Here is a 22,866-nt window from a genome sequence, read left to right on the forward strand (position 1 = left end):
ATGTCTATAGATTCTTTTATTGCTACGCCGGCGCACGATGCATGGTCCCCCGTGCCATCCGCCGAACCCCAAATCACTGAAGGGGCATACAACGCAGGGGGGACATTCGACCGTTGGCTGGAAGGCGTGCAGGATGGCTACGACGCGTCGACGAACAGCGTAGCCCGCCATCTCGATCAACCTGCTTCCCGCAGCCTGTCGACCATGGACATGCTGCGGCTGCACGTCGATGTGATCAAACTGGAAGTGCGGGTAGATTTCACGAAGCAAATCGCCCAGTCGGCCGGTCGCACGATCGACAGCCTGACACAACAAAAATGATGCGCCGCGCCCTGATCCTGCTGCCGGTGCTGCTTCTCCTCGTCGGCTGCAGAACCTCGCTTTTCGAAGGCCTGGACGAGGACCAGGCGAACCACATCGTCGCCGCGCTGAGCCATCACGGCATCAACGGCTACAAGGAGCGCAACCCGGACCGCACCTGGAACGTCTCGGTCGACGACGCCGATGCCGTGGTCGCCACCGAACTGGCGAGCGCTTATGCGCTGCCGCGCGGCGGCCACCCGAATCTCGGTGAACTGTTCAGCCGCCAGGGGCTCATTTCGAGCCCTGAGGAAGACCGCGTCCGCTACGTGTACGGGCTCTCGCAGGAAATCTCCGAGACGCTCGAAAAAATGGACGGCGTGCTGCTGGCGCGCGTGCACATCGTGCTGCCGGAAAAGGATCCCATGGACCCGGCGCAGGACACGCTGCCGTCGGCTTCCGTGATGATGCGCTATCGCAGCGACTACAACCTCGAACCGATGCGCGACCGGATTCGCGCGCTGGTCGCGGGCGGTGTCGAAGGGCTGACGCCGGCACGCGTATCGCTGACGCTCGTCGCGGTCACGCCGGTGCTGACCCTTCCCGCCGACTGCGCGGCGGATGACGGCGTCGCCAGTGCAGCGGGCGCGGTCGCCGCGACGACTTGCGCGCAGAGCGCCGGCTATACGCCGTCGCGTGCCACGGCGATGCTGGGCGTGCTGGCCTTGCTCGTGGCGCTGATGAGCGGCTCGATCTGGCTGTGGCGCTCGGGAAGGCGCACATGGTTCAAGCCGAAGAAGGGCGCCGAAGTGTCGGACACAAGTGCGCGTTCGGAGCGCGCCAAGCACGCCGGAGGCCAGGCATGAGGCGCGCCTACACCTGTGCGCCGGCCTATTGGGCGCATCACAGCTGGCTCGAACACGGCAAGCCGATCCGCGACGAACGTACCGCGCGCATCGCGCATGCGTTTCTGTTCGGCAGCTATCCGCAACTGGTTCAGGTGGCGCTGGCCGACGTGCCGCCCGCGCTGCCGATCTGGCCGCGGCCGGCTTGCGCGCGGCTGTGCCGGATCGTCGCCGCGCTTGCGTTCGCGCCTTCGCTGCGCCGCGTTGTCGCCGCGCAGGCTCGTGCCGCCTTTGCGGCGGGGATTGCGCCGCGCCTGCTCGGTGCGATTCAGCGGCACCCGCGTGCGCAGGCTGCCGATCTGCTCGTCGAACCGGCGCCGTCGCTATTCAGCCGGCGCGACATGACGGCAGTCGGCCTCGCACTCGCGCTCGAAGCCACCGCCGACTCGCGCTACGCATTCTGGTGGAGCCTGCGCTTGCCGCGCGAGATGTCGGAAACCGCGTCGCGTTATCGCGTGAGCAATTTATCTTCCGCCGAAGCGCGTGAACTGGTCGCCGAGGCGCGCCGTCTGATGGGAGCCCATCCATGCTGATATGTCGACTGGGTGCCTGGCACATCGAATCGGACGGACATCTGAGCGCGCATGAACTGGCGTCGCTCGACGGCCTGCGCGCAGTCGATGCCGACCGTGCAGCGGACGCGGCACACGAGCGCCGCCGCCTCGGCACGCGGGTGCGCGAACTCAAGCGCCGCGCGTGGCGTCATGGCCACGCGGCCGGCACGGCGGCAGCGCTGCGCGAACATGTCGGACGCACGAGCGCGGTGGCATTCGCCGCCCATCGTCTCGAAGAGAGGCTCACGCAGATCGTGCTCGGCGCGGTGAGCGACATTGTCGGCGAACTGCCGCCGTCGGCCGCGTTGAAGCATCAATTGCGCCGCTCGATTACGGTCGCGCAGTCGCAGCGGCTCGTGTCGGTCCGCGTGGCACCGGCCGAGTTCGATGACGCGGTGCGCCTGATCGCCGCCCTCGAGCAGGACCTCGGCGCGCCGCTATGCAGCGTGCTCGCCGATGCGGGACTGCCGGCTCGCTCGTGCGTCGTCGAAACCGAGTCCGGCGTGATCGACGCCGGCTTGAAAGTGCAGTTGCGGGCGCTGGAGCGTGGGATCCGCGACAGTGTGGCGGCGGTGCTGCGCGAGTACGACTTCGCCGATGGTTCGGGGCGTACGGCGCTCGACACGATCGAGCAGGGCGTGCGGCAGACGTTGGCCGTGCTCGCGGCGCCGTTGGCAGCGCCGATGTTGCCTTCGCCTTCGCCAATGCAGCCAATGCAGCCAATGCAGCCATTGCAGCCAATGCAGCCATCGCAGCCATCGCAGCCATCGCCGACATCGCCCACGTCATCGCCACCCAAACCGCGCTCAGTCCGTGTCGTCCGGCGTTCATTCGTGCGGGAGGCGGTGTGACGCTCTGGCACGACATGGAGACGGTCGCGCTCGCGGACGCCGAGCGCACCAACCTGGCGATCCGCCACTTCGGCAGTCCACACGCGGTGTCGGTGGGCACGCGCAGCTTCACGCTGCAGTTCGAGCCGTGCCGCGCGTCTTATCCGCTGCGGGTGTCCGGTTTCGCGGGCCAGGCGCCGTTCAGCGCCGGGTGCGACGCCGGCGCGCTGCTGCCGGAACTCGCGCCGTCGGTGATCGACGCACGCGGCGAGGCTGCACTCATGCATGTCGCCGACGCGTTGAATGACTGGCTGTGCGCGCTCGAAGGTCTGTTCGGTTTCACGATCGACCTGACCAGCGTTGCGTTCGACGCCGTGCCGGAGCAGGGCGCATACGGCCTTGCCGTCACCCATACGGCGAGCGGCCGTGCTGCCCATTTCTCAGTACGCAGCACGGCGGTCGATGCCTGGCTGCGACTGCGCATACCTCCCGTGCCGTCGAGAGAGGCATTGCTCAACCGCCTGTACGTGCGCCTGCCGGTTTGCGTGCCCGGTCCGTGGCTGTCGCTGCCGCGGCTGCGCAGGATCGCGGTGGGCGATGCATTGCTGTTCGACCGTCCTGCGACTTACCTGCGTGTGCCATTGCGAATTGGAACATGCCGGATTCTTTTGAAATTTACTCAGGAGTACACCTTGATAGAGCATGTCATGACTGATGAAACCCCGCCCGTCGAAGTCACCAGTGAACTGTTGCCGATCGACTCGATCACTTTCGCCTTCGAAGCGGTGCTCGGCACGTTGTCGTTGTCGGTGGCCGAACTGGCGCATTTGCGCGAAGGGTCGATCGTCGCGTTCCGGCTGCCGGCTCGCGAGCGCAAGGTCACGCTGCTATGCCAGGGCATTCCGTTTGCGCGCGGCGAATTGATCGATATCGAAGGTGCGCTCGGCGTGCGCGTCACACGGCTCACGCAGGAGGATCTGCCGGCATGAACGACCAGTTCGATCCGCTACAGAACATCTTCCTGTTTTTCATGCTGGGGCTTCTGCCAATCGCAGTCACGATGACCACATCGTTCACGAAATTCAGCATCGTGCTGACGTTGCTGCGCTCGGCGCTCGGCGTGCAGCAGGCGCCGAGCAATCTCGTGATCTCCGGCCTCGCCCTCGCGGCGACGCTGGTGGTCATGGCGCCGACGGTGTCGAAGATCGAGGCCTCGCTCGATACCGGCGAAGGCGGCCAGGCTTCCATGCCGCGCCCCGTCGAAATCGTGCGGGCCGTGCGCGGTCCGCTTGGCGACTTCATGCTGAAGCACTCGCGGCCCGACGAGCGGCAGTTTCTCGTCAGCGCCGCGAAGCGGATCGATCCGGAGCGCGATGCGCGCGAAACCGATTTGCAGCTGCTGATTCCGGCATTCATGATCAGCGAGATATCGAGCGGGTTCGAGGCGGGCTTCCTGCTCTACATCGCGTTTCTGGTGGTGGATCTGGTGGTCGCCAATGTGCTGAGTGCGATGGGCATGATGATGCTCTCGCCGACGACGGTGTCGATTCCACTCAAGCTGTTCATGTTCGTGTCGGCGTCGGGTATGTCGAAGCTCATGCACAGCCTTATCGTCGGCTATGCAAAATGAACGGCCTGCCGTCTCTCCCCACCTTGTCCAGCGACGCGTTGATGCTGGTGTTCTGGTTGTCGTTGCCCGCGCTCGCCGTGGCTACCGTTATCGGCCTGCTGATCGGGCTATTGCAGTCGATCACGCAGATCCAGGACCAGAGCCTGCCCTATGGCGCGAAGATCATCTGCGTCGGCTTCGTGCTGATCGTCACCGCGCCATGGGCGAACCGCGAACTCGCGCGCTTCCTCGCGCACGTGTTCACCTATATCGCGGCAGGGCGCTTGCATTGAGCATGGAATATATCCCTTATCTCGAAGGCTTTGCGTTCTGCACGATCCGGCCGGCCGTCGCGCTTCGCATGATTCCCTTCGGCCAGAGCGACTCGCTAGGAACCAAGTTGCGCCTGCCGATCATGTTCGCCGTTGCCATGCTGCCGCAGCAGGTTGGTTGCCCGCCGAACCTGTTGCTGGCGATGATCGTCGAAGTCGCGACCGGTGCCGTGCTCGGCCTGCTGCTTGGCACGATCTTCCATGCCGCCGGCGCCGCCGGCGCGATACTCGATCAGCAGGGCGGCTATGGGAGCGCTGCGATGTACGACCCGCACTTCCAGCAGGAAGCGGCGTTGTTCGAACAACTGTTTCTGCAGTTCGCCGCGTTGATGCTGTTTGCAGGTCCGGGTTTGCCGCTGCTGTTCGGCTTCTTCACGGATGCGTGGGTGCTATGGCCGCCCGGGCAATGGCGTACCGATCTGCTCGATGTGTTCCGGCAACTGGCATTGCGCAATCTCCCCGATACGCTGACCGAAGGCGTGCGGCTCGCTAGTCCGTTGCTCGGCCTCCTGTTGCTTGTCGACGTGGCGTTCGGCCTCATGTCACGGCATGCGAAGCGGCTCAATCCATTTGCGAACGCGCGCACCGTGAAAGCCGCGGTTCTGACCTTCGCGGCCATGCTGAGCGTACCCGCGTTGTTCGAGCAGTTGCGCGTCGCTTTCGATCATGTGATCCATCTGCGATGAGCGACAAAACCGAAGCGCCAACCCCCAAACGCATCCGCCGCGCGCGGATGGACGGCCAGATCACGAAGAGCACGCAGGTGACGGTGGCCTTCAGTGGCCTGTGCTGGTGGCTGTATCTGTTTATCGAGGGTCCGCATCTGTACGCACTCGGCAGCCGCCTGATCGTGCACGTGACGACGCTGGACGCATCGCGCGAATTCGGCGATCTGCTCGCGTCGACGGGCGGCGCGCTTTACGCTTTCATTGCGCCGGTGCTGACGACGCTCGGTGTCGGCGCACTCGCGGTGCTGGTGCCCGAACTGGTGCAAACGCGCGGCCTGCTGGCATTCAAGCGCGTCGTGCCCGACCTCAAGCGGCTGAACCCGATCAATGGATTGAAGCAGATGTTCAGTCTGCGCCTCGTGTGGGACAGCGTGCTCACGATCATCCAGTTCATGATCCTGCTGCTTCTGTTCGCGGAGGCCATCGAGGCCTGCCTGCGGCAGCTTGCGCCCGCATGGACGTTTTCCTTGCCGGTCCATCTCGGCAATACGGCAATGTCGCACTCGCATCTGCTGGCCTTGATGGCCGCCTCGCAGATCGTGCCCAGCGTTGCCGACTATTTCATCCAGCGCTTCTTGTGGCTGCGCGGCCTGCGCATGGACAAGAACGAAATCAAACGCGAATACCGCGACGACGAAGGCGACCCCTACATAAAGAGCCGGCGTCGAGCGCTTCATCGGGAGCTTGGTCAATAACATGTCGAACCGTTCCATCCTCAGCCGCTACGATCTGTCGGCTTTTCTTGCGCGTCACGCAGACCTTGCCGTCGGCGTGGGCATTCTGGCGGTCCTCGCACTGCTGATCGTGCCGGTGCCGCCGTTCATACTCGATCTGTTCATCTGCGTGAGCTTCGCCTCCGGTCTGACGATGCTGAGCGCCACGCTGTATGTGTCGAAGGCCGCGGACCTCGCGAGCTTTCCGTCGCTGTTGCTGATCACCACGCTGCTGCGTCTCGCGCTGGCGATCGCCTCGACCAAAATGATCCTTCTCCACGCGCACGCCGGCCAGATCATCGGCGCGTTCGGCGAACTGGTGGTGGGCGGCAATGTGGCGGTAGGGCTCGTGGTTTTCGTGGTGCTGGCGGCGATCCAGTTCATTGTCGTGGCGAAGGGCGCAGACCGCGTCGCGGAAGTGGCGGCGCGCTTCACGCTCGACGGCATTCCGGGGCGGCAGATGAGTATCGACGCCGACATGCGCAACGGGGTGATCTCGGCTGCGCAGGCGAGCCGTCTGCGCGCGTCGCTCGAACGCGAAACCTATTTCTACGGCTCGCTCGACGGCGCGATGAAATTCGTCAAGGGCGATGCGGTGGCGGGCCTCGTCGTTGCGCTGGTGAATATCGTCGGCGGACTGGCGGTCGGCATCGCGCAGCGCGGCATGTCGTTCGGCGACGCGCTGCACACGTACACGATTCTGACTGTCGGCGACGGCCTCGTGTCGCAGATTCCTTCGCTGATCGTCTCGGTCGCCGCGGGCATTCTTGTCACGAGAGTGAGTGCCGGTGACGGCGCCGACGCGCATCTCGGCAGCGACATCTACAGGCAACTGGCGGAGCATCCGAAAGCCATGGCCATGGCCGGCGTCGCGTGTGTTTCGCTAGCGGTGATTCCGGGTTTTCCGCATGTGCAGTTCATGGTCGCCGGCGGCCTGCTGCTCGCGCTCGCCATCACGCTGATGCGCAACGCCGCAGTCGCCAACAACTCGCAACGCGCGCTGATGCCAGGCATGACGCGCGACGGCGGCAACTACGTGCCGCGTATTCTCGACGACGTCGAGTTGGGCACGAGCGCGGCACTGCGCTTGCGACTCGGCCTGAGCGCGTTCGACGCGCTGCGGCCCGAGGCGCTGAACCGACGGCTCGGTCAGTTGCGCCGCAAGCTGATGGTCGACCTCGGCGTGCCGTTTCCTGGCCTCGCGCTGCTGCGCGATGCGCGGCTCGAACCCGAGCGCTACGTCGTGGATATCGAGGACGTGCCGTTTGCCAGCGGCACGCTGGTCGACGCGCATATGCTGGTGAGCGGCGACGCGAACCGCGTCACGTTCGAGGGTATTGCGGGCTATCGGCCGCGCGCGGAGAGATCGGTCTGGGTGCCGAGCGCGACGGCGGCCTCGCTCGACGATCCGGAGATCCACAAGGCGAGTGTGGACGAGGCGCTATGCGATCACCTCGCGGAGGTGTGCGAGCGCTCCGCGGCTGATTTTCTCGGCACTCAGGAGACGCGCTTTCTGCTCGACCAACTGTCGATCGAATTTCGTGAGCTGGTTGGTCAGGCGGCGCAGGCTGTGAGCACCGTCCAGCTCGCCAGCGTGCTGCGGCAATTGCTTCAGCAACGCGTGGCGATCCGCAATCTGCGCGCGATTCTCGAAGCCGTGGTGCGTGTGCCGGCGGGCGAGCGCACGATTGACCGGATGGTGCGCCAGGCGCGCATCCAGCTCGGTCCGCAGATCGCGCGCGGCCGCGCCGACCTCGATTCGTGGACGATTTTCGCGGCGGTGCTGGAGCCTTCATGGGAGGCCGAGCTGGAGGCGCAGATCAGAAGCGGTGTCGACGGTGAGCCGCAATGCGTGCTTTCCGTGGAAGATCTGGAGCGTGCGCAACGGGTTTTCATGGCTGAACTGGACGGAATCGCGTTGATCGTCACGAACGCGATTCTGCGTCCGCATCTGGCGCGGCTATTGCACGACTTCGGCCGGCGCGTCGAGGTGCTGGCCATCGAAGAGATTCCGCTCGACGTCTACCGCGTCCAGGCGGTCGCGACGCTGGGTGCCGCATGAAGGGGAACGGCATGCCGTCTTTGGAAAAGAGTGCGCCGGTGTTCTCGTCCGCACCGACGTTGCGCGGCCGGGTGGTCGAAGCGCGCGGCGTGATCGCGCGGGTGGTGGGTGTGTCGTTGCGGATCGGCGAAAAGGTGCGCCTCGTGCGGCCCGATACGCTGGAAGCGCAATACGGCGAAGTGGTCGGGTTTGCACACGATGGCGCATTGGTCATGCCGCTTGCCGGTTTGAACGGCCTGTCGGATATCACCGAGGTGCAAGGTTGCGGCTCGGCATGGGGCACGTTCGACGCGGCAGGGCTGCTCGGCCGCGTGGTCGACGGTCTGGGCAATCCGCTCGACGGTGGTTCTGCGCCGCCGCTCGTCAGCGCCGCGGCGCAAGACAGCAGCGGGGCGACGCTCAATCCGCTCGAACGGCCGGTCATCACGACGCCGTTTGCTACCGGCGTGCGGGCGGTCGACGGATTGCTGACCTGCGGCGTCGGGCAACGCACCGGCATCTTCGCGCCTGCCGGCGGGGGCAAGAGCACGATCATGGGCATGATCGCCAACGGCGCATCGACCGATGCGGTCGTGGTGGCCTTGATCGGCGAACGCGGGCGCGAAGTCGCCGAATTCATCCACGACCACCTTGAGCGGCGGCGCGCGTCGACCATTGTGATCGCCGCGACGTCTGATCGTCCCGCCGCCGAACGGATCAAGGCGGCGGAACTCGCGGCGCAGGTCGCGGTTGGGCTGCGCGCGAGCGGACGCAACGTGCTGTTGTTGTTCGACTCGCTCACGCGTTATGCACGCGCGTTGCGCGAGCTCGGACTGGCGGTCGGCGAACCGCCGCTGCGAGGCGGTTTTCCGCCCAGCGTGTTTGCGCAGTTGCCGCGCCTGATCGAATCGGCCGGCGTGACGGCGCAGGGCAGCATCACCGCGTTCTACACCGTGCTCGCGGATGAGGCCGACCTGTCCGATCCGGTCGCCGAGGAAGCGCGCTCGCTGCTGGACGGGCATATCCAGCTTTCGTCGAAACTCGGTGCGGCCGGTCACTATCCCGCCATCGATATTCTGCGCAGCCGAAGCCGGTTGATGACGCGCGTTGCCGATGCCGCGCATCAGGCGAGAGCGAACCGTGTGCGCGACTGGCTCGCTCGCTATGAGGAGGTCGAACTATTGCTGCAGATAGGTGAGTACCAGCGTGGTAACGACGCGGAGACGGACCGGGCCATCGACCGGCGCGCGGCGATCGAGCGCTTTCTGCGTCAGCCGTACGATACGCGTTGCGGCTGGGAGGACACGCGCATGCAGTTGCATGCGCTATGCGATGGCGCTCATCCGCTATGACACATCGCGTTGTCAGGCTGGCGGCGTTCTGGCGCGTGCTCGCGCGCGTGCGCCGCTTGCGCGTTCAGCGCCGGCTGCGGGAGATGGTGGACGCGCGCCGCAGCGAGCGTCTCGCAGCCGGTGTGGTGGCCGAGCGGATCGCCGCGCTCGAACGGCATGCGGAGGAGCGGCTACGGGTGCTGGCATCGTGCCGGCGTGATCTGAGCGCAAGCCGGCAGTGGCATGCGACGCAGCGTGCGCATGATGCGCGTACGCCGACGCTGCGTGGGCAACTGGCCGAAGCCGAGGCGGCGCATACGCGAGCGTGCGAGGAAGTGGTGCGAGCTTTGACGAACTGGCGACGCGAGACGGTGCGGCAGGAGGAGGCCGATACGCGTGCTCGTGAATGTTTGATGCGGCTGCGTGAAAGCGGGTAGCGTGAAGGCCGTCGCGGAGAGGGTCCCACGGATCACAGGAAGCAACGAAGCCGGACTGTCTCGGGGACGTCCGGCTTTTTCGCATCGCGTGAACCCCGCTGGCACGGTGGGCAGTCATCGACCGCGGGCCGGCTCGCACGCTTCGCTCACCGGGCGGGGCAGCGGCCGCGCCGGTGAGTGTTATGCAGAATCGCGAGAGTTACGCCGCGTAGCGGTTGAAATCGGCCTGGGTCGGCGCTTTGTGGGTGTGCGGATCGACAAAGCCGGCGGCGCCCGTGGTGGCCTCGAGCGTGTAGCCATGCGGCGCGGAGCGGCCGCGGCTCTCCTGCACGGTGAGCGGTGCGCTGTTCTCCTGACTGATGCCGTTGACCGTGTATGTTTTATTTCCCATGCTGAGCGTCGCCGTGTCCGCGTAGGAGACTTTCGAATTGCTCTTGGCCGCCTTCGTGTCGATTGTCAGGTCGCCGCCAGGCATTTTGAAATCCAGCGCGCCATTGAAGGTGCCTTGCTTGTCGTAATGCGGGTCGCCCCAAACTTTGTTCGTCACGCCGGTCTGCTTGTTGGTGATGGAGATCGACGAATCGGCCTTGTTGAATCCGAAGTCGTAGTCTTTGGTGGCGATCTTGCCGTTGCCGTCGGTGAAGCCGCTCACGTTGACTTGCGACGAATTCCTGTCGCGGTCGTTACGCGGCGGCGTGCGATCGCAATCTCGCGAATTCTTCACAGAGCGGCTGTTGATTGCCATATGGCTTTGGCTGAACGACTCGCCGCGATGGTAAGCCGGTGCGGGCGGTTGGCCATAGCCGCGGCCGATGCTCGTCGATTGCGCGGTAATCGTGCTGCTCGAGCCGTGCGGCGAGTTGTGGCTGGTCATGGAGAACGACGTCTGCGAGAAGTTGCCTCGCATTCTGGACATCGGTTCCGACGAGCCGCGGCCGCCGAACGAGTTAGCACCGAAACGCTGCGATAGCGCTGCAAATTGCGAATGATTGTTCGCGCTGTTATAGACGGCGAAGGAGTTGTAGTGGGCTTGCGTCGTTGTTGACATGTCGATGTTCCGGAAATAAAAAGTCGGCTTGACCAGATTGACGGAACCGCGTCGCCGACGGTGTGGAATTGGCTCCGTGTACGACATGGTAGAGAGATTCGATTGTCGTTCGGCATACTTATTTATAGGGTGAGAGATGAGATGCAAATTGTTCGGGTGGTCCTATTTTTCAGGAGGTGCCCGTCGTGAGTTAGTGGCTGTAGGCCGACCCACTGCCAAAACCGGAGGGACAGAGCCGTCTAACGCGATCCCAAACGCAATCAAGGGACGCGGGCGTCGCCGGATTGGCAGCGAGTGCCATCCGTTCAGCTGATACGGCCGGCCGGGCACAGGGAATCGAATTGCGTGGACGGACGCGTCAGATGCCGCAGTTCAGTCGAAGGTTTTCGGCGGATGCATTTCAGGAAGACGCCGAGGCAGTGGTGAAGGCGCTCAATGCTCCGGCGTCGCGTGTTCTATTGCCTGAGTAAATCCGCGTTGAAATGCGCGAGCTCCTCCTGCAAGTACTGATCCCTGATCTGGTCAACCTGGAACACCGTCAGACCGGAATGAGCGGCAATGTCGGCCGGCGTTTGTCCGTTGTTCAGTCGACGGATCACGTCCTCCCGGGTGGCGGGCGGTACAACTGGCGTGGGTGCCGCGGCGATGGGCTGAGGGGCCTGTTCGGCCAGGAACTCTTCGTGCAGCTTCCGGGTTTCGTCCATCACATAGCGCTCGATTGTCTGGTTGACGGCCTCCGGCGTCAGACCCAGGTTCTTTGCGATCTGTTCAGCCGGAATCTGGTTTTCGACCTGCCTGAGCACTTCCGATCTCAATGCTTCCGGGCCCAAGGATTGTGGCGCGTCGACGCGCGGGCGTTTTGTCGATGGGTAGGTCTGCCCGCCAGTGGAGGTGCCCGGTTGCGGCGACGCGGGTCCTTCAGACCCGGTCGAAGTTTCGAGTGGTGGGATACTGGGATCTACTTGCGTGAATTGCGCAAGCAATGACGGGTGCGCCCTATATTGGGAACGAATGTCCTGGTCGATGCGATCCACCGTTTCGGGTTGGATATGCATATCGTGTGCTATCTGCTCTCGCGGAATGCCAGCTTCCAGCCGGCTTATGACCGCACATACGACTGAAAGGGAAGCCAGCGGCCGCGCCGGGCGGCTCGAGAGGTCCGTACTCGTCCTCAACCGGCCGACGGAGGATCTGCTCATGCCCGTTTCATTGCTGGTCTCCATAATCGTCCACCCATCCTCAAGCAGGGCTTCAGCTTTTAGCCTTATATGCGGCGGCACATTCGAGAGAGTCATACTGCGTTTCAGGTTGCGACCCTGAGGGGTTTCCACCTTCCCGGCCTCGGTCCCGATGTTCGTCTGGACGGGGTTCATCAGGCCAGTCGGAACATCGGTTCGTCCCCCAGTGGAGGTGCCCGGTTGCGGCGATGCACGTCCGTGCGGCGCGGCCGAAGCGGTCGGCTGTTGGGCGCCGGTTGCCTGCTGAGGCGCGTGCCTGTTCCGGCGATAATGCTGGTCGATGTAATCGACGGTTTCGGGTTGGATATGTTTATCGCGCGCGATCTGCTCTCGCGGGGCGCCGGCGTTCAGTTGGGCAATGACCTCCTGTCGGAAGGGTTCTGAGCACAGCGGCATCGTCCAGGGATCCGGATTAATAAACGAGCTCTGAATGCGACTGACAGAGTTTGGGCTGATACCCAATAGTGTCGCGACGTCCTTCTGCATCCACCCGTCGCAAAGCAAATCTTTGGCTTTTAGTTTCGTTCCCATCGATATAGGGGTGCCCCCTTGCAGCCCAACATCCCGGTGGGTTTCCCACTTCTCGGACCCTGAATCGTGACGCACGGGATAGGTGGGACGGGCCGGATTGGCGAGGTCGTAGATCCGGTAGGTAGTGTTGTCCTTGTCGTACTTCACCGGAAACGCCTGGTGGTCGGCGAGGATGAATTTCTGGCCGTTGGCCGTATCGACATACACGCCCGGCGTAGCCGATGGACCGTACGAGGATGGCACGTTCTTGAGTGCATAGGCTTCGGGCATGCCGCCGGCCGTGAATGCGGGACCTGCCGTCGCGCCGCTCACTGGCGGTTGAACCGTAGAAGACGGGTTGCCCGTCGGACCTGGTTGCAGCTGCATCGCGCCCTCACCAGGCCCGCCCAGCAACGGCTTCAGCGCGCTCTCGCCCGCCTCGGGCTCCCCCCTGCCGAGCAGCAACCCGGTGAACATCGCCCCCAGGTCGATGTTCCTCACCTGCTGACCGGTCAGCCCACCCCGATTGGGGAAGCTGGCATCGAGCAGCTTCGTGGCGAACCAGTCCATGCCGGGGATCGGCGACAGGTCCGCGACGAACCGGCCGATCGCGTACAGCGCCTTGTCCAAAGGACCGCCAGTGTCTTGCCTCAGCATCGTACGGATCTGCTTGTCGGTGTCCCCCAGCGCACCCTGATAGCCGTCCGCGAGATTCTGTACGTAGTTCTGATCATACTTCGGCGGATGGGCCGCCACGCTGCTCAGGGTCGTGGCCGGCGTGGCAGCGTTCAGACCGGGGCCGGGACTGGCCATCGTCGAGAGCGCCTGCTGCTCCAGCTTCGTGACGCGCTGGTGAATGTCCGACCCCGGCTCCGACATGCCCTGCTGGAAGGTGAGCAGATCGCGCGTGCGATCTTCGGGCGAGAGCGTACGCGCGGTCGAACGGCTGCGCTCCTGTTGCGAGTAGCCGTCGGGCGAGAGCAGTTTCTCCATCACCGACTGGTACGGAAACGTCTTCGCGTAGGCCGGCAGCCGCGTGCCGCTGTCCCACTCCGAATCGTCGGAGTGGGTGCGCAGGTGGAGTGTGTCCTTGCTGTTATCTTGCGGGTCGTCTGAAATCCTGTAGTGTTCCGCGTCGTCGAGAACCTGCTTCACGCGGGCGCTGGACGCGTCCCAGAGTTTCTTCTGGGCCTCATGAATGTCCTGCGATTCTTGCAGAATCTGATCCTGCATCCGCGACTTGATCCCAACGGCTTCCGCGAAGGCCTGCTCGCGCTGGGTGGGCGTGGCGCCCGGCGTATCCATCTTCGTCGCCTCGTTGAGCAACGCGGCCATCTGTTTCTGGCCGTCCTCGCCCAGCAACCCGATGCCGACCGGCGCATTGAATACCGCGTTCATGCGACTGACCGGGTCCGACTCGACGCGGCGCATTTCCTGGTCTACGTCCCGATGCAACGAGGAGCTTGCCGCTTCATAGCCATCTTCCGGCACCGTGCGTAACGCGTTGGCGCGCTGCTCGAACTGCTTGCGCGTGGCCGGGTCCATCTGCGCGAGTGCGGAGGCCAGCTCCTGCTCGTCCTGGGTGACCTGGACCTCGTCGCGCGGCAGGCCGGTCATCACCAGTCTGGCCGTCTTCCACAGGACCATGGCGCTCTTCAGGTCGGCGCCATGGTTGCGTGACTGAGCGCCGCCATCGTACCGACCGACCATGTCGGCGGCAAATTGCGTCGCCGACGTTGGGGGCGACTGCGGCGCGGCCGGCGATGTCACCGATGATTGCAACGTCGGATTGGTGGAGTACTTCTGCAGCAACGCGTGTGTTGAAACCGGTTTGCGAGCGCCGCGCTGGCTGTGAGGCTCACGCGTTGCCGGCTGCAGGGGTGGTCCCGCCAGCGCGTCACGGGGATCGGGAACCGGCGGTATGGAAGCGCCGTTCGGGACGGACGAATAGGGAGATACAAGCGGATCGGAACTACTGATCGGACTGGTAGACATGGTCGCACCTCGAAGAGTTGTGGACGAACGGTGCGCGATGAAGATCTGCCCACCGTGGTGGTCATCAGATCACCGGCGAACCTGTGGCATGTCATAAGGGGATATAGATTTTGCAGTGGCATTCAGATAGGCGTGACTCATTTGAATGCAGTACCGCGATACCACATCGCACTGACGTGGCGTGACCTAATGATTGCTCGTGCCGCTCCATTCAGAGGTCATCAAAATGACGACGTCCACTATGGGAAGTACCGTACGTGATAGCGAATATGCAGTTAGCTATCCACATCAAACTGAAAAGTCCGCCGATAAAAACGCCACGCCGCCGTTCCCGGCGATCCAACCGCCCGACCCGCACGACCCGGTCTCTCCTTCCGTATCGACACCGTTCTCCAACAGCCTGAACTTCAAGACAGGCCTTCTTCTATCTACCTTGAACACGCTGCAAGACAGGCAGTCGCTGCCGGGAGGCAGTTCGTTTTCGTCCCGGCTGGTCTCGGCAAACCGCATGGGGCATGCGGGCAATGGCATGGTGTCGAATCTCGGCAGGTTCTTCAGTTCTTTGGGGAAGGCACAGGATCCTGACGGTGGACAGGACCTAGCCCTCGCCGGATTGCAGGCGAGTAAGGCGCTCGGCAATGCGATCGGCTACGCGATCGATTTCTCGAAGGTCGAGGACAAGCGGGCAACACTGCGTAATTACCTGCGTGGACCGTTGAGACAGGGAGCGTTCTCGTTTCTCCCCAGTCGCGATCCGCACGAAGAGATCGCGCTGGTCGATTTCCGACCGGCTTCTGCATCGAAGCAGTCTCAGACGACCACACTCCGAACCGGTAATGCGCAAACGCAAACGACTGATCAGTTGCAACGGTCGCACGGAACGCAGACCCATTTACTGTCAATGAGTCGAGATAGACCGACTCAAACGGAGAGTGCCGGCATCAGCAGGGCGACTCAAACGCCGCATTTCACGCAGAGCCGCTTCACTCAGACAGCCTCGAATCAGACGGAAAAGCAACCGCCGCATGCGACAGATGGAGAGGCAACGGGTGAGCACAAGTATGCGACGGCAGGCAATCACACCAGTGCTCAAACGGATAAGCGGGTCGTCCATGAAGAAACTCAAATAGGGCGAGACGTCCAGGATGCCGAGATCCAGACGCATTCGCGGAGAACAATAGATAGCGGCGATCAGGCGACACCGCAGTTCGCCGATGCCGGCAATCAGACTCGCATTCATGTGGCAGATCAGAATGTGCAAACGGGTTCGCCGAGTCGACTGGATGAATCGGTTCAGGCAACTGCGCATATGGAGCACAACGGCACTCAAACGAGCCTTCAGCAGCACGACCACGCCGTGCAGACAGTCGATAGGTTAAAAATCAGCACAGCAATTCAGGCCACTCCATTGAAGAACATGGCGGGAACTCAGACGGCGAGCGCGAAGCGCGACGCCGACGTACAGACCATGCCGCCGAACGCTGTCGCGTCAGTGCCGTGGAAAACAGAAACCACAGCCGGCGCCGGACAGCCTTCGCAGCCGGGCGTCCAGCAACGAAAAAATGGGCAGGATGCCGGATCCCAAACTGGCTGGCTGCTGCATGATCGCGAATCTCAAGCGACCGTCGAAAGCCGGCACCATGCCACGCAAAAGTTCCAGCCGATGACGGATCACCATGGCAGTCAAACGGTGGTCATCACGCGCCACCGCGACAACCAGACGGCGCCGCCATTCCGATCGCGGCCAACCCAGACTGTGCCGTTGCCCGCGGGCCTTAACGTTCCTGAGCCTTCGCGCAAGGTGCTGCCCGGCAGCGTCAAAGCCAATGGCCACTGGCTGCCGATCGACATGCTCGCGCTGGCGTCGAGTTCGGCGAACGTGAAGAACGCCCCGAGCACGATGAACCAGATGGCATTGGCCGCTGACTCGCTCAGTACCACCGGCGATGCCCTCAGCGTGGTCAACATCAACGGCAATAAGTTGCTTGGCCTCTCGTCAAAGGCACTGTCGCTGCTCGGCACGGCGATCGGACTTGCGCCGTCTGTCGGGCAGTTGTCGTCCGATATCAAGGAACTGATCCGGAACCCGGGAAACGAGCAGGCGAAATGGAACGTAGGTAACGACTCCGCGCAACTCGTAGCCGGTCTCGCTGCGACGGCTGCGTCGTTTGCGTTCCCGCCGGCGGCGCTCGCGCCGTTGCTGCTGCCGAATTTCGCCGAGATCTATCACGCAGAGGCGCTCAGGAAGCAGGTTGACGATCTGCGCGCGCAGGGACGGGATGCAGAGGCCAACGCACTGCACAAGGAGTATGACAAAGCCGCGCTCAATGCGACGCCGGTGGTGAACTGGTTTTCTTCGTTCTATACGCCTGCCATGCGGCCCGCCATCGAGAGCTTCGAATTATCGCAAGGGAACAAGCCCGGCGCGGCGCCGATGGGCGACATAAGTTCCGGCGCCCACGGCGATCCAACTGTTCTCGTTTACTACGGACAGGCGATGCAGCAACGCGGGCGCAGTCTTGCCACGTCCGCGACACCGTATCTGAAGGCGCTTGCCGAGGGCGCGGGTGCGGACTCCGTGACGGTCGTATCGCATGCGCCGCAAATGTTCGGCTGGCCATCCACAGGACAGCCGATGCGTGTATTCGACCGGTCGATCGCGATGACCTATTCGAAAGCATCCGGCTCGGTGAGCTATCAGTTCTTCGGCAAAGAGAAGGACGGGGTCTTCCGGCTGCCCATTCTGAACGAAGGCGTGACGACCGGCGATGGAAGAAAGAACCTCGTCGTCGTGGGTAATATTCTGGACCCGGACAAACAGCAGGTTAAGTTCGACATTCAGGCGTATCGCGGCGATAAAACGGGCAGCGTATATCTGACTGATCCCAACCGATATATGGTCTGAGACGTGGGGAATCCGGCCAGTCATTCACCAGAATGTTAGTTGCCATTCCTAAGTTAAATGAAACCCGGCGAGTAAGCATGGCCGCCCTGTGTCCAGAGAACGGTGCGCGTTTGTGGGATCGCAGCCGTGTCGTTCCACTGGCGCCGATATGATCGCGAACGCGTGAAGGCCGCCGGGTTTCAATCGGGCGGCGTCGCGGCGGGGGGCCAGTCTGCAGTTGCGCGCTAGCCGTTCGCGACGAAAGACACGCAGCGGCACCAGGAGTAACCCTGGGTATCGATCGGGCATGGTGGCGCCTGGGCAGGTGTCTTTGCCATGCAGCCATGACACGGCCAGATGGCTTCGGTTAACATTCAACATCAGAAGCGGCGGGGCGCGTCTTTGCCGACGATACCGCCGCGCGTAAGTAGCAGGTAAGTTGCGGCATTTATCGTGTTTGAAAGTCGGTGAGCGATCGCGCATGGTGCAGTGCGGCAGAGGCGATCAGTTGCCGAGGGTTGGAGACACCCGCCGCAGCTTTCGGGCGCCATACGATACGACGTGTCCCAGACGCGTCGGCCAGGTTTTACGTTTCATCTTCACCAAGGGGTTGTCGATGTCTGCGATTGAATCGGTTCTTCAGGAACGCCGCGTTTTCCCGCCCTCCGCAGAAGTAGCGGCGGGTGCAACGATCTCCGGCATGGATGCGTACCGGGCGCTCGCCGCCGAAGCGGAACGCGATTACGAAGGTTTCTGGGGGCGCCTCGCTCGCGAGACGCTAAGCTGGAACACACCCTTCACCAAGGTGCTCGACGAATCGAATGCGCCGTTCTACACGTGGTTCGAAGACGGCCAGTTGAACGCGTCGTATAACAGCATCGACCGTCATGTCGAAGCCGGCAATGGCGAGCGCATCGCGATCATTTTCGAAGCGGATGACGGCACCGTCACCAACGTCACCTATCAGGATCTGCTGCAACGCGTGTCGCGCTTCGCGAACGCGTTGAAGAAGCGCGGCGTGAAGAAGGGCGACCGTGTCGTGATCTATATGCCGATGTCGATCGAAGGCATCGTCGCGATGCAGGCTTGCGCGCGTATCGGCGCCACGCATTCGGTCGTGTTCGGCGGCTTCTCGTCGAAGTCGCTCAACGAGCGGCTGGTGGACGTGGGCGCGGTCGCGCTCGTCACGTCGGACGAACAGATGCGCGGCGGCAAGGCGCTGCCGCTGAAGAACATTGCCGACGAAGCCCTCGCAATGGGCGGCTGCGAAGCGGTCAAAAGCGTGATCGTGTATCAGCGCACCGGCGGCAAGATCGCATGGAACGCAGACCGCGATCTGTGGATGCACGAACTCACCCAGGCTGAATCGGATCAATGCGCGCCCGAGTGGGTCGGCGCCGAGCATCCGCTGTTCATCCTGTACACCTCCGGTTCGACCGGCAAGCCCAAGGGCGTGCAGCACAGCACCGGCGGCTATCTGCTGTGGGCCGCGCAGACCATGAAGTGGACCTTCGACTGGAAGCCCACGGATGTGTTCTGGTGTACCGCCGACATCGGCTGGATCACCGGCCATAGCTACATCACGTATGGTCCGTTGACGCTCGGCGGCACTCAGGTCGTGTTCGAAGGCGTGCCGACCTATCCGAACGCCGGTCGCTTCTGGGACATGATCGCCAAGCACAAGGTGTCGCTGTTCTATACGGCGCCGACCGCGATCCGCTCGCTGATCAAGGCCGCCGACGCCGACGAGAAAGTGCATCCGAAGAGCTACGACCTGTCCACGCTGCGTATCATCGGCACGGTCGGCGAGCCGATCAATCCGGAAGCGTGGGTCTGGTATTACGAGAACGTCGGCGGCAGCCGTTGCCCGATCGTCGACACGTGGTGGCAGACCGAAACCGGCGGCCACATGATCACGCCGCTGCCGGGCGCCACGCCGCTCGTGCCGGGTTCGTGCACATTGCCGCTGCCGGGCATCATGGCGGCGGTGGTCGATGAAACCGGCCAGGACGTGCCGAACGGGCAGGGCGGCATTCTGGTGGTGAAGCGCCCCTGGCCGTCCATGCTGCGTAACGTGTGGGGCGATCCGGACCGCTACAAGAAGAGCTACTTCCCCGAAGAACTCGGCGGCAAGCTCTATCTCGCCGGCGACGGCGCGGTGCGCGACAAGGAAACCGCCTACTTCACGATCATGGGCCGTATCGACGACGTGCTCAACGTGTCGGGCCACCGGCTCGGCACCATGGAGATCGAGTCGGCGCTGGTGTCGAACCCGCTCGTCGCCGAAGCGGCCGTGGTGGGCCGCCCCGATGCGACAACTGGCGAAGCCGTGTGCGCCTTCGTGGTGCTCAAGCGTGCGCGTCCCGAAGGCGAGGAAGCGGTCAAGCTCGCCAACGAACTGCGCAACTGGGTCGGCAAGGAGATCGGTCCGATCGCCAAGCCCAAGGACATCCGCTTCGGTGAAAATCTGCCGAAGACCCGTTCGGGCAAAATCATGCGCCGCCTGCTGCGCTCGCTCGCGAAGGGCGAGGAAATCACCCAGGACGTGTCCACCCTGGAGAACCCGGCGATTCTCGATCAACTCGGCGAGTCGCTCTGAGCCTGGGTTTGCCTCTGTAAACCGGGGGTAAATGGCAAGGGCGTCCAAGGCGGTGCGCTCTTGACCGATGGCAGTTCCCGGGCACTGAAGCCAGTTCTTCGAGGCCACCGCGCGGACAATCCCGATTGCCTGCCCGGTGGCTTTTTGATACATAGGCGCATGGCCGCGCCGCAGCATTCCTCTCACGCTACGTTCAATCCTCCGCCAGACCCGCCCGCGGTCTCGGCGGCGATGGCGCGCGCGCATCAAAAGTACTGGCGCTTCAACGTGGCATTGATCGCGATGTTGATGACCGTGGGCTTCATCGTGTCGTTCGTCTTGCCGCTGACGGCGCCGGCTCTGGCGCAGGTGCGGGTCGGCGGCTTCAGGCTGCCGTTCTACCTCGGCGCGCAGGGCGCGATCCTGATCTACCTCGCGCTGATCGTGGTGTATATCGTGCTGATGCAAGGCGCCGATCGCCGCCTGCAACGCGCCCTGGTTGCGGACGCAAGCTTCAGCGTCCGCGTGCCCACCACGAGCGGAAACTGAGCCGATGAAGCTCACGAACCGGCTGATCCGTTCCTACGCCCTCTATACCCTCGGCTTTCTGCTCTTCATTTATGTGATGTGGCGCATCGAACGCACCACGGGTCCGGGAGTGTGGATCGGCTACGTGTTCCTGTTCGTGCCGATCGCGGTGTATGCGGTGATCGGCCTGCTGTCGCGCACGTCCGATCTCGTCGAATACTATGTAGCGGGGCGGCGTGTGCCGTCCGCTTTCAACGGTATGGCGACGGCCGCGGACTGGCTTTCGGCGGCCTCGTTCATCGGCCTCGCTGGCTCGATCTATGCGACCGGATATGACGGTCTCGCGTATCTGATGGGCTGGACTGGCGGCTATTGCCTGGTCGCATTCCTGCTCGCGCCGTATGTCCGCAAGCTCGCGCGCTACACGATTCCCGATTTTCTCGGCACGCGTTTTTCGAGCAATGCCGTGCGCGGCCTTGCGGCGCTGGCGGCTATCCTGTGCTCGTTCGTTTATCTGGTTGCGCAGATCCAGGGCGTCGGCCTGATCGCGACGCGCTTTATCGGCGTGGATTTTGCCGTCGGCATTTTCTGCGGCCTCGCGGGCATTCTGGTGTGTTCGTTTCTCGGCGGCATGCGCGCCGTCACGTGGACGCAGGTTGCGCAGTACATCATCCTGATCGCGGCGATTCTGATTCCCGTGTCGATGATCGCTCACAAGGATGGCCTCGGCTGGGTGCCGCAATTCGACTATGGCCGCTTGATGGAGCGGGTTGAAGGCCTCGAAAAGCAGGTGCGCGAAGCGCCGCTCGAGCAGACCGTGCGCGACGATTATCGACGCCGTGCCGCGCTCATGCAGGTGCGGCTCGACGCGCTGCCGCAATCGTACGTCGACGAGAAGCAGCGTCTCACGCAGGAAGTCGCCGACCTGCGCCGCCATAACGGGCCGCTGCGCGAGATCAAGGAGCGCGAGAGGGCGCTCGAGCAGTTTCCACGCGACGCCGGCGCCGCGCAGATCGTCTGGAGCCAGCGACGCGATGAAATGCTGATGCGCGCGGCCGCACCGGTGCCGATGCATGAGCCGTTCCCCGCCGCGACCGACCAGGAGCGGCGTATTCACGAGCGCAATTTTCTGTCGCTGCTGCTGTGCCTGTCGCTCGGGACGGCGAGCCTGCCGCATATCCTGACGCGTTACAACACGACGACCTCGGTCGCGTCCGCGCGGCGCTCCGTGGGATGGACGCTCTTCTTCGTCGCGCTGTTCTATCTGACGGTGCCGGTGCTGGCGGTGCTGATCAAGTACGAGATATTGACCAACCTGGTGGGGCATCACTTCGCCGACTTGCCGCAGTGGCTCATGCAATGGCGCAAGGTCGAGCCGAGCCTGATCAGTCTCGCCGATACGAATGGCGACGGCATCGTGCGTTGGAGTGAGATCCAGATGCAGCCCGACATGGTCGTGCTTGCCGCGCCGGAGATCGCGGGGCTGCCTTATGTGATGTCGGGGCTGATCGCGGCGGGCGCGCTGGCGGCGGCGCTTTCCACCGCGGACGGTTTGCTGCTCACCATCGCCAATGCCTTGTCGCACGATGTGTACTACCACATGGTCGATCCGAACGCGTCGAGTCAGCGGCGCGTGACGATCTCGAAGATTCTATTGTTGGGGGTGGCGCTGTTCGCGTCTTATGTGGCGTCGCTGAACACGGGGAACATTCTGTTTCTGGTCGGTGCGGCGTTTTCACTGGCGGCGTCGAGCCTGTTTCCGGTGCTGGTGCTGGGCGTGTTCTGGAAGCGCACCACGCGGCTGGGGGCGGTGGCGGGCATGGTGGCGGGGCTGGTGGTGTGCATCTATTACATCGTCTCCACGTACCCGTTCTTCACGCAGATGACGGGCTTCGCCGGCGCACGCTGGTTCGGGATCGAGCCGATCAGTTCCGGCGTATTCGGCGTGCCGGCGGGGTTTCTGGTGGCGATCGGCGTGAGTCTGATCGACCGCAAACCGGACGCTTATACGCGGGCGCTGGTGGACTATATCCGGCATCCTTAAACCGGTTTGTGCGAGGGGTCTGGCGCAGGGCGCGAAGTTTGCTATAATTCGGCTCCCCGCCGGAGAGATGGATGAGCGGTTTAAGTCGCACGCCTGGAAAGCGTGTATAGGTTAATAACCTATCCGGGGTTCGAATCCCCGTCTCTCCGCCACCCTTCCAGTAAGCCTTTGCGGGTTTTCGCAAATTCTGCGCTGTGCCATGGAAATGGCCCAATGCCATGGAATTTCACCGCAAGGGTTTCACGCGCGCCGGCTTCCGTC

The 22,866-nt window shown here is 63.4% G+C and carries 18 protein-coding genes and 1 tRNA gene; 17 read left to right on the forward strand and 2 right to left on the reverse strand.

Annotation, left to right across the window (positions count from 1 at the left end; all coding sequences use genetic code 11):
- Positions 1 to 51 precede the first annotated feature (51 nt).
- From P0D71_RS27640 to P0D71_RS27695, 12 genes are read left to right on the forward strand one after another with little or no spacing between them, the layout of a single operon-like run.
- Positions 52 to 321, forward strand: a complete 270-nt coding sequence (locus tag P0D71_RS27640; protein WP_408483093.1) for an acyl carrier protein — start codon at positions 52 to 54, stop codon at positions 319 to 321.
- Positions 318 to 1,166: a type III secretion system inner membrane ring lipoprotein SctJ gene (gene sctJ, locus P0D71_RS27645; RefSeq protein WP_408483094.1), complete on the forward strand. Its 849-nt coding sequence runs from the start codon at positions 318 to 320 to the stop codon at positions 1,164 to 1,166. Before P0D71_RS27640 ends, sctJ begins: the two co-directional genes overlap by 4 nt.
- Positions 1,163 to 1,738: a hypothetical protein gene (locus tag P0D71_RS27650; protein WP_408483095.1), complete on the forward strand. Its 576-nt coding sequence runs from the start codon at positions 1,163 to 1,165 to the stop codon at positions 1,736 to 1,738. Before sctJ ends, P0D71_RS27650 begins: the two co-directional genes overlap by 4 nt.
- Positions 1,732 to 2,610, forward strand: coding sequence for a flagellar biosynthesis protein (locus P0D71_RS27655; protein ID WP_408483096.1), 879 nt, complete (start codon positions 1,732 to 1,734; stop codon positions 2,608 to 2,610). Before P0D71_RS27650 ends, P0D71_RS27655 begins: the two co-directional genes overlap by 7 nt.
- On the forward strand, positions 2,607 to 3,578 hold the full coding sequence (locus P0D71_RS27660; RefSeq protein ID WP_408483097.1) for a FliM/FliN family flagellar motor switch protein: 972 nt from the start codon (positions 2,607 to 2,609) through the stop codon (positions 3,576 to 3,578). Before P0D71_RS27655 ends, P0D71_RS27660 begins: the two co-directional genes overlap by 4 nt.
- The gene (gene sctR / locus P0D71_RS27665; protein ID WP_408342818.1) at positions 3,575 to 4,219 is read left to right on the forward strand and encodes a type III secretion system export apparatus subunit SctR; all 645 of its coding nucleotides are present in this window, start codon (positions 3,575 to 3,577) and stop codon (positions 4,217 to 4,219) included. Before P0D71_RS27660 ends, sctR begins: the two co-directional genes overlap by 4 nt.
- Complete coding sequence (sctS, locus tag P0D71_RS27670; protein WP_408185302.1) at positions 4,216 to 4,491, forward strand: type III secretion system export apparatus subunit SctS; 276 nt, start codon at positions 4,216 to 4,218, stop codon at positions 4,489 to 4,491. Before sctR ends, sctS begins: the two co-directional genes overlap by 4 nt.
- A gap of 2 nt (positions 4,492 to 4,493) precedes the next feature.
- Complete coding sequence (locus tag P0D71_RS27675) at positions 4,494 to 5,216, forward strand: EscT/YscT/HrcT family type III secretion system export apparatus protein (protein WP_408483098.1); 723 nt, start codon at positions 4,494 to 4,496, stop codon at positions 5,214 to 5,216.
- Complete coding sequence (locus tag P0D71_RS27680; protein ID WP_408483099.1) at positions 5,213 to 5,953, forward strand: EscU/YscU/HrcU family type III secretion system export apparatus switch protein; 741 nt, start codon at positions 5,213 to 5,215, stop codon at positions 5,951 to 5,953. The genes P0D71_RS27675 and P0D71_RS27680 overlap by 4 nt, the downstream gene beginning before the upstream one ends.
- Before the next feature lies 1 nt (position 5,954).
- On the forward strand, positions 5,955 to 8,033 hold the full coding sequence (locus P0D71_RS27685; protein WP_408483100.1) for a flagellar biosynthesis protein FlhA: 2,079 nt from the start codon (positions 5,955 to 5,957) through the stop codon (positions 8,031 to 8,033).
- Positions 8,034 to 8,044: 11 nt separating this feature from the next.
- A complete protein-coding gene (locus P0D71_RS27690) occupies positions 8,045 to 9,364 on the forward strand; it encodes a FliI/YscN family ATPase (RefSeq protein ID WP_408483101.1) in 1,320 nt (439 codons plus the stop codon).
- Complete coding sequence (locus P0D71_RS27695) at positions 9,361 to 9,780, forward strand: hypothetical protein (RefSeq protein ID WP_408483102.1); 420 nt, start codon at positions 9,361 to 9,363, stop codon at positions 9,778 to 9,780. The genes P0D71_RS27690 and P0D71_RS27695 overlap by 4 nt, the downstream gene beginning before the upstream one ends.
- 199 nt (positions 9,781 to 9,979) lie before the next feature.
- Here P0D71_RS27695 and P0D71_RS27700 read toward each other — a convergent pair whose 3' ends face one another.
- A complete protein-coding gene (locus P0D71_RS27700; protein WP_408483103.1) occupies positions 9,980 to 10,828 on the reverse strand; it encodes a DUF1521 domain-containing protein in 849 nt (282 codons plus the stop codon).
- A 455-nt stretch (positions 10,829 to 11,283) separates the two neighbouring features.
- Positions 11,284 to 14,571 carry a hypothetical protein gene (locus P0D71_RS27705; RefSeq protein ID WP_408483104.1) on the reverse strand — a complete coding sequence of 1,096 codons (3,288 nt, stop codon included), beginning with the start codon at positions 14,569 to 14,571 and terminating at the stop codon, positions 11,284 to 11,286.
- A 226-nt stretch (positions 14,572 to 14,797) separates the two neighbouring features.
- On the opposite strand from P0D71_RS27705, the gene P0D71_RS27710 reads away from it, so the two are divergent.
- From P0D71_RS27710 to P0D71_RS27730, 5 genes are all read left to right on the forward strand, one after another.
- Positions 14,798 to 17,476, forward strand: coding sequence for a hypothetical protein (locus tag P0D71_RS27710; protein WP_408483105.1), 2,679 nt, complete (start codon positions 14,798 to 14,800; stop codon positions 17,474 to 17,476).
- Positions 17,477 to 18,071: 595 nt separating this feature from the next.
- The gene (acs, locus tag P0D71_RS27715) at positions 18,072 to 20,054 is read left to right on the forward strand and encodes an acetate--CoA ligase (RefSeq protein WP_408296604.1); all 1,983 of its coding nucleotides are present in this window, start codon (positions 18,072 to 18,074) and stop codon (positions 20,052 to 20,054) included.
- Between the two features lie 159 nt (positions 20,055 to 20,213).
- Positions 20,214 to 20,582 carry a DUF4212 domain-containing protein gene (locus P0D71_RS27720; RefSeq protein ID WP_408483106.1) on the forward strand — a complete coding sequence of 123 codons (369 nt, stop codon included), beginning with the start codon at positions 20,214 to 20,216 and terminating at the stop codon, positions 20,580 to 20,582.
- A 4-nt stretch (positions 20,583 to 20,586) separates the two neighbouring features.
- On the forward strand, positions 20,587 to 22,605 hold the full coding sequence (locus tag P0D71_RS27725) for a sodium:solute symporter family protein (RefSeq protein ID WP_408342840.1): 2,019 nt from the start codon (positions 20,587 to 20,589) through the stop codon (positions 22,603 to 22,605).
- A 61-nt stretch (positions 22,606 to 22,666) separates the two neighbouring features.
- A tRNA-Ser gene (locus P0D71_RS27730) sits at positions 22,667 to 22,757 on the forward strand.
- Positions 22,758 to 22,866: the final 109 nt, after the last annotated feature.

The organism is Paraburkholderia sp. RL17-383-BIF-A, from assembly GCF_046028015.1.
Classification (GTDB): domain Bacteria; phylum Pseudomonadota; class Gammaproteobacteria; order Burkholderiales; family Burkholderiaceae; genus Paraburkholderia.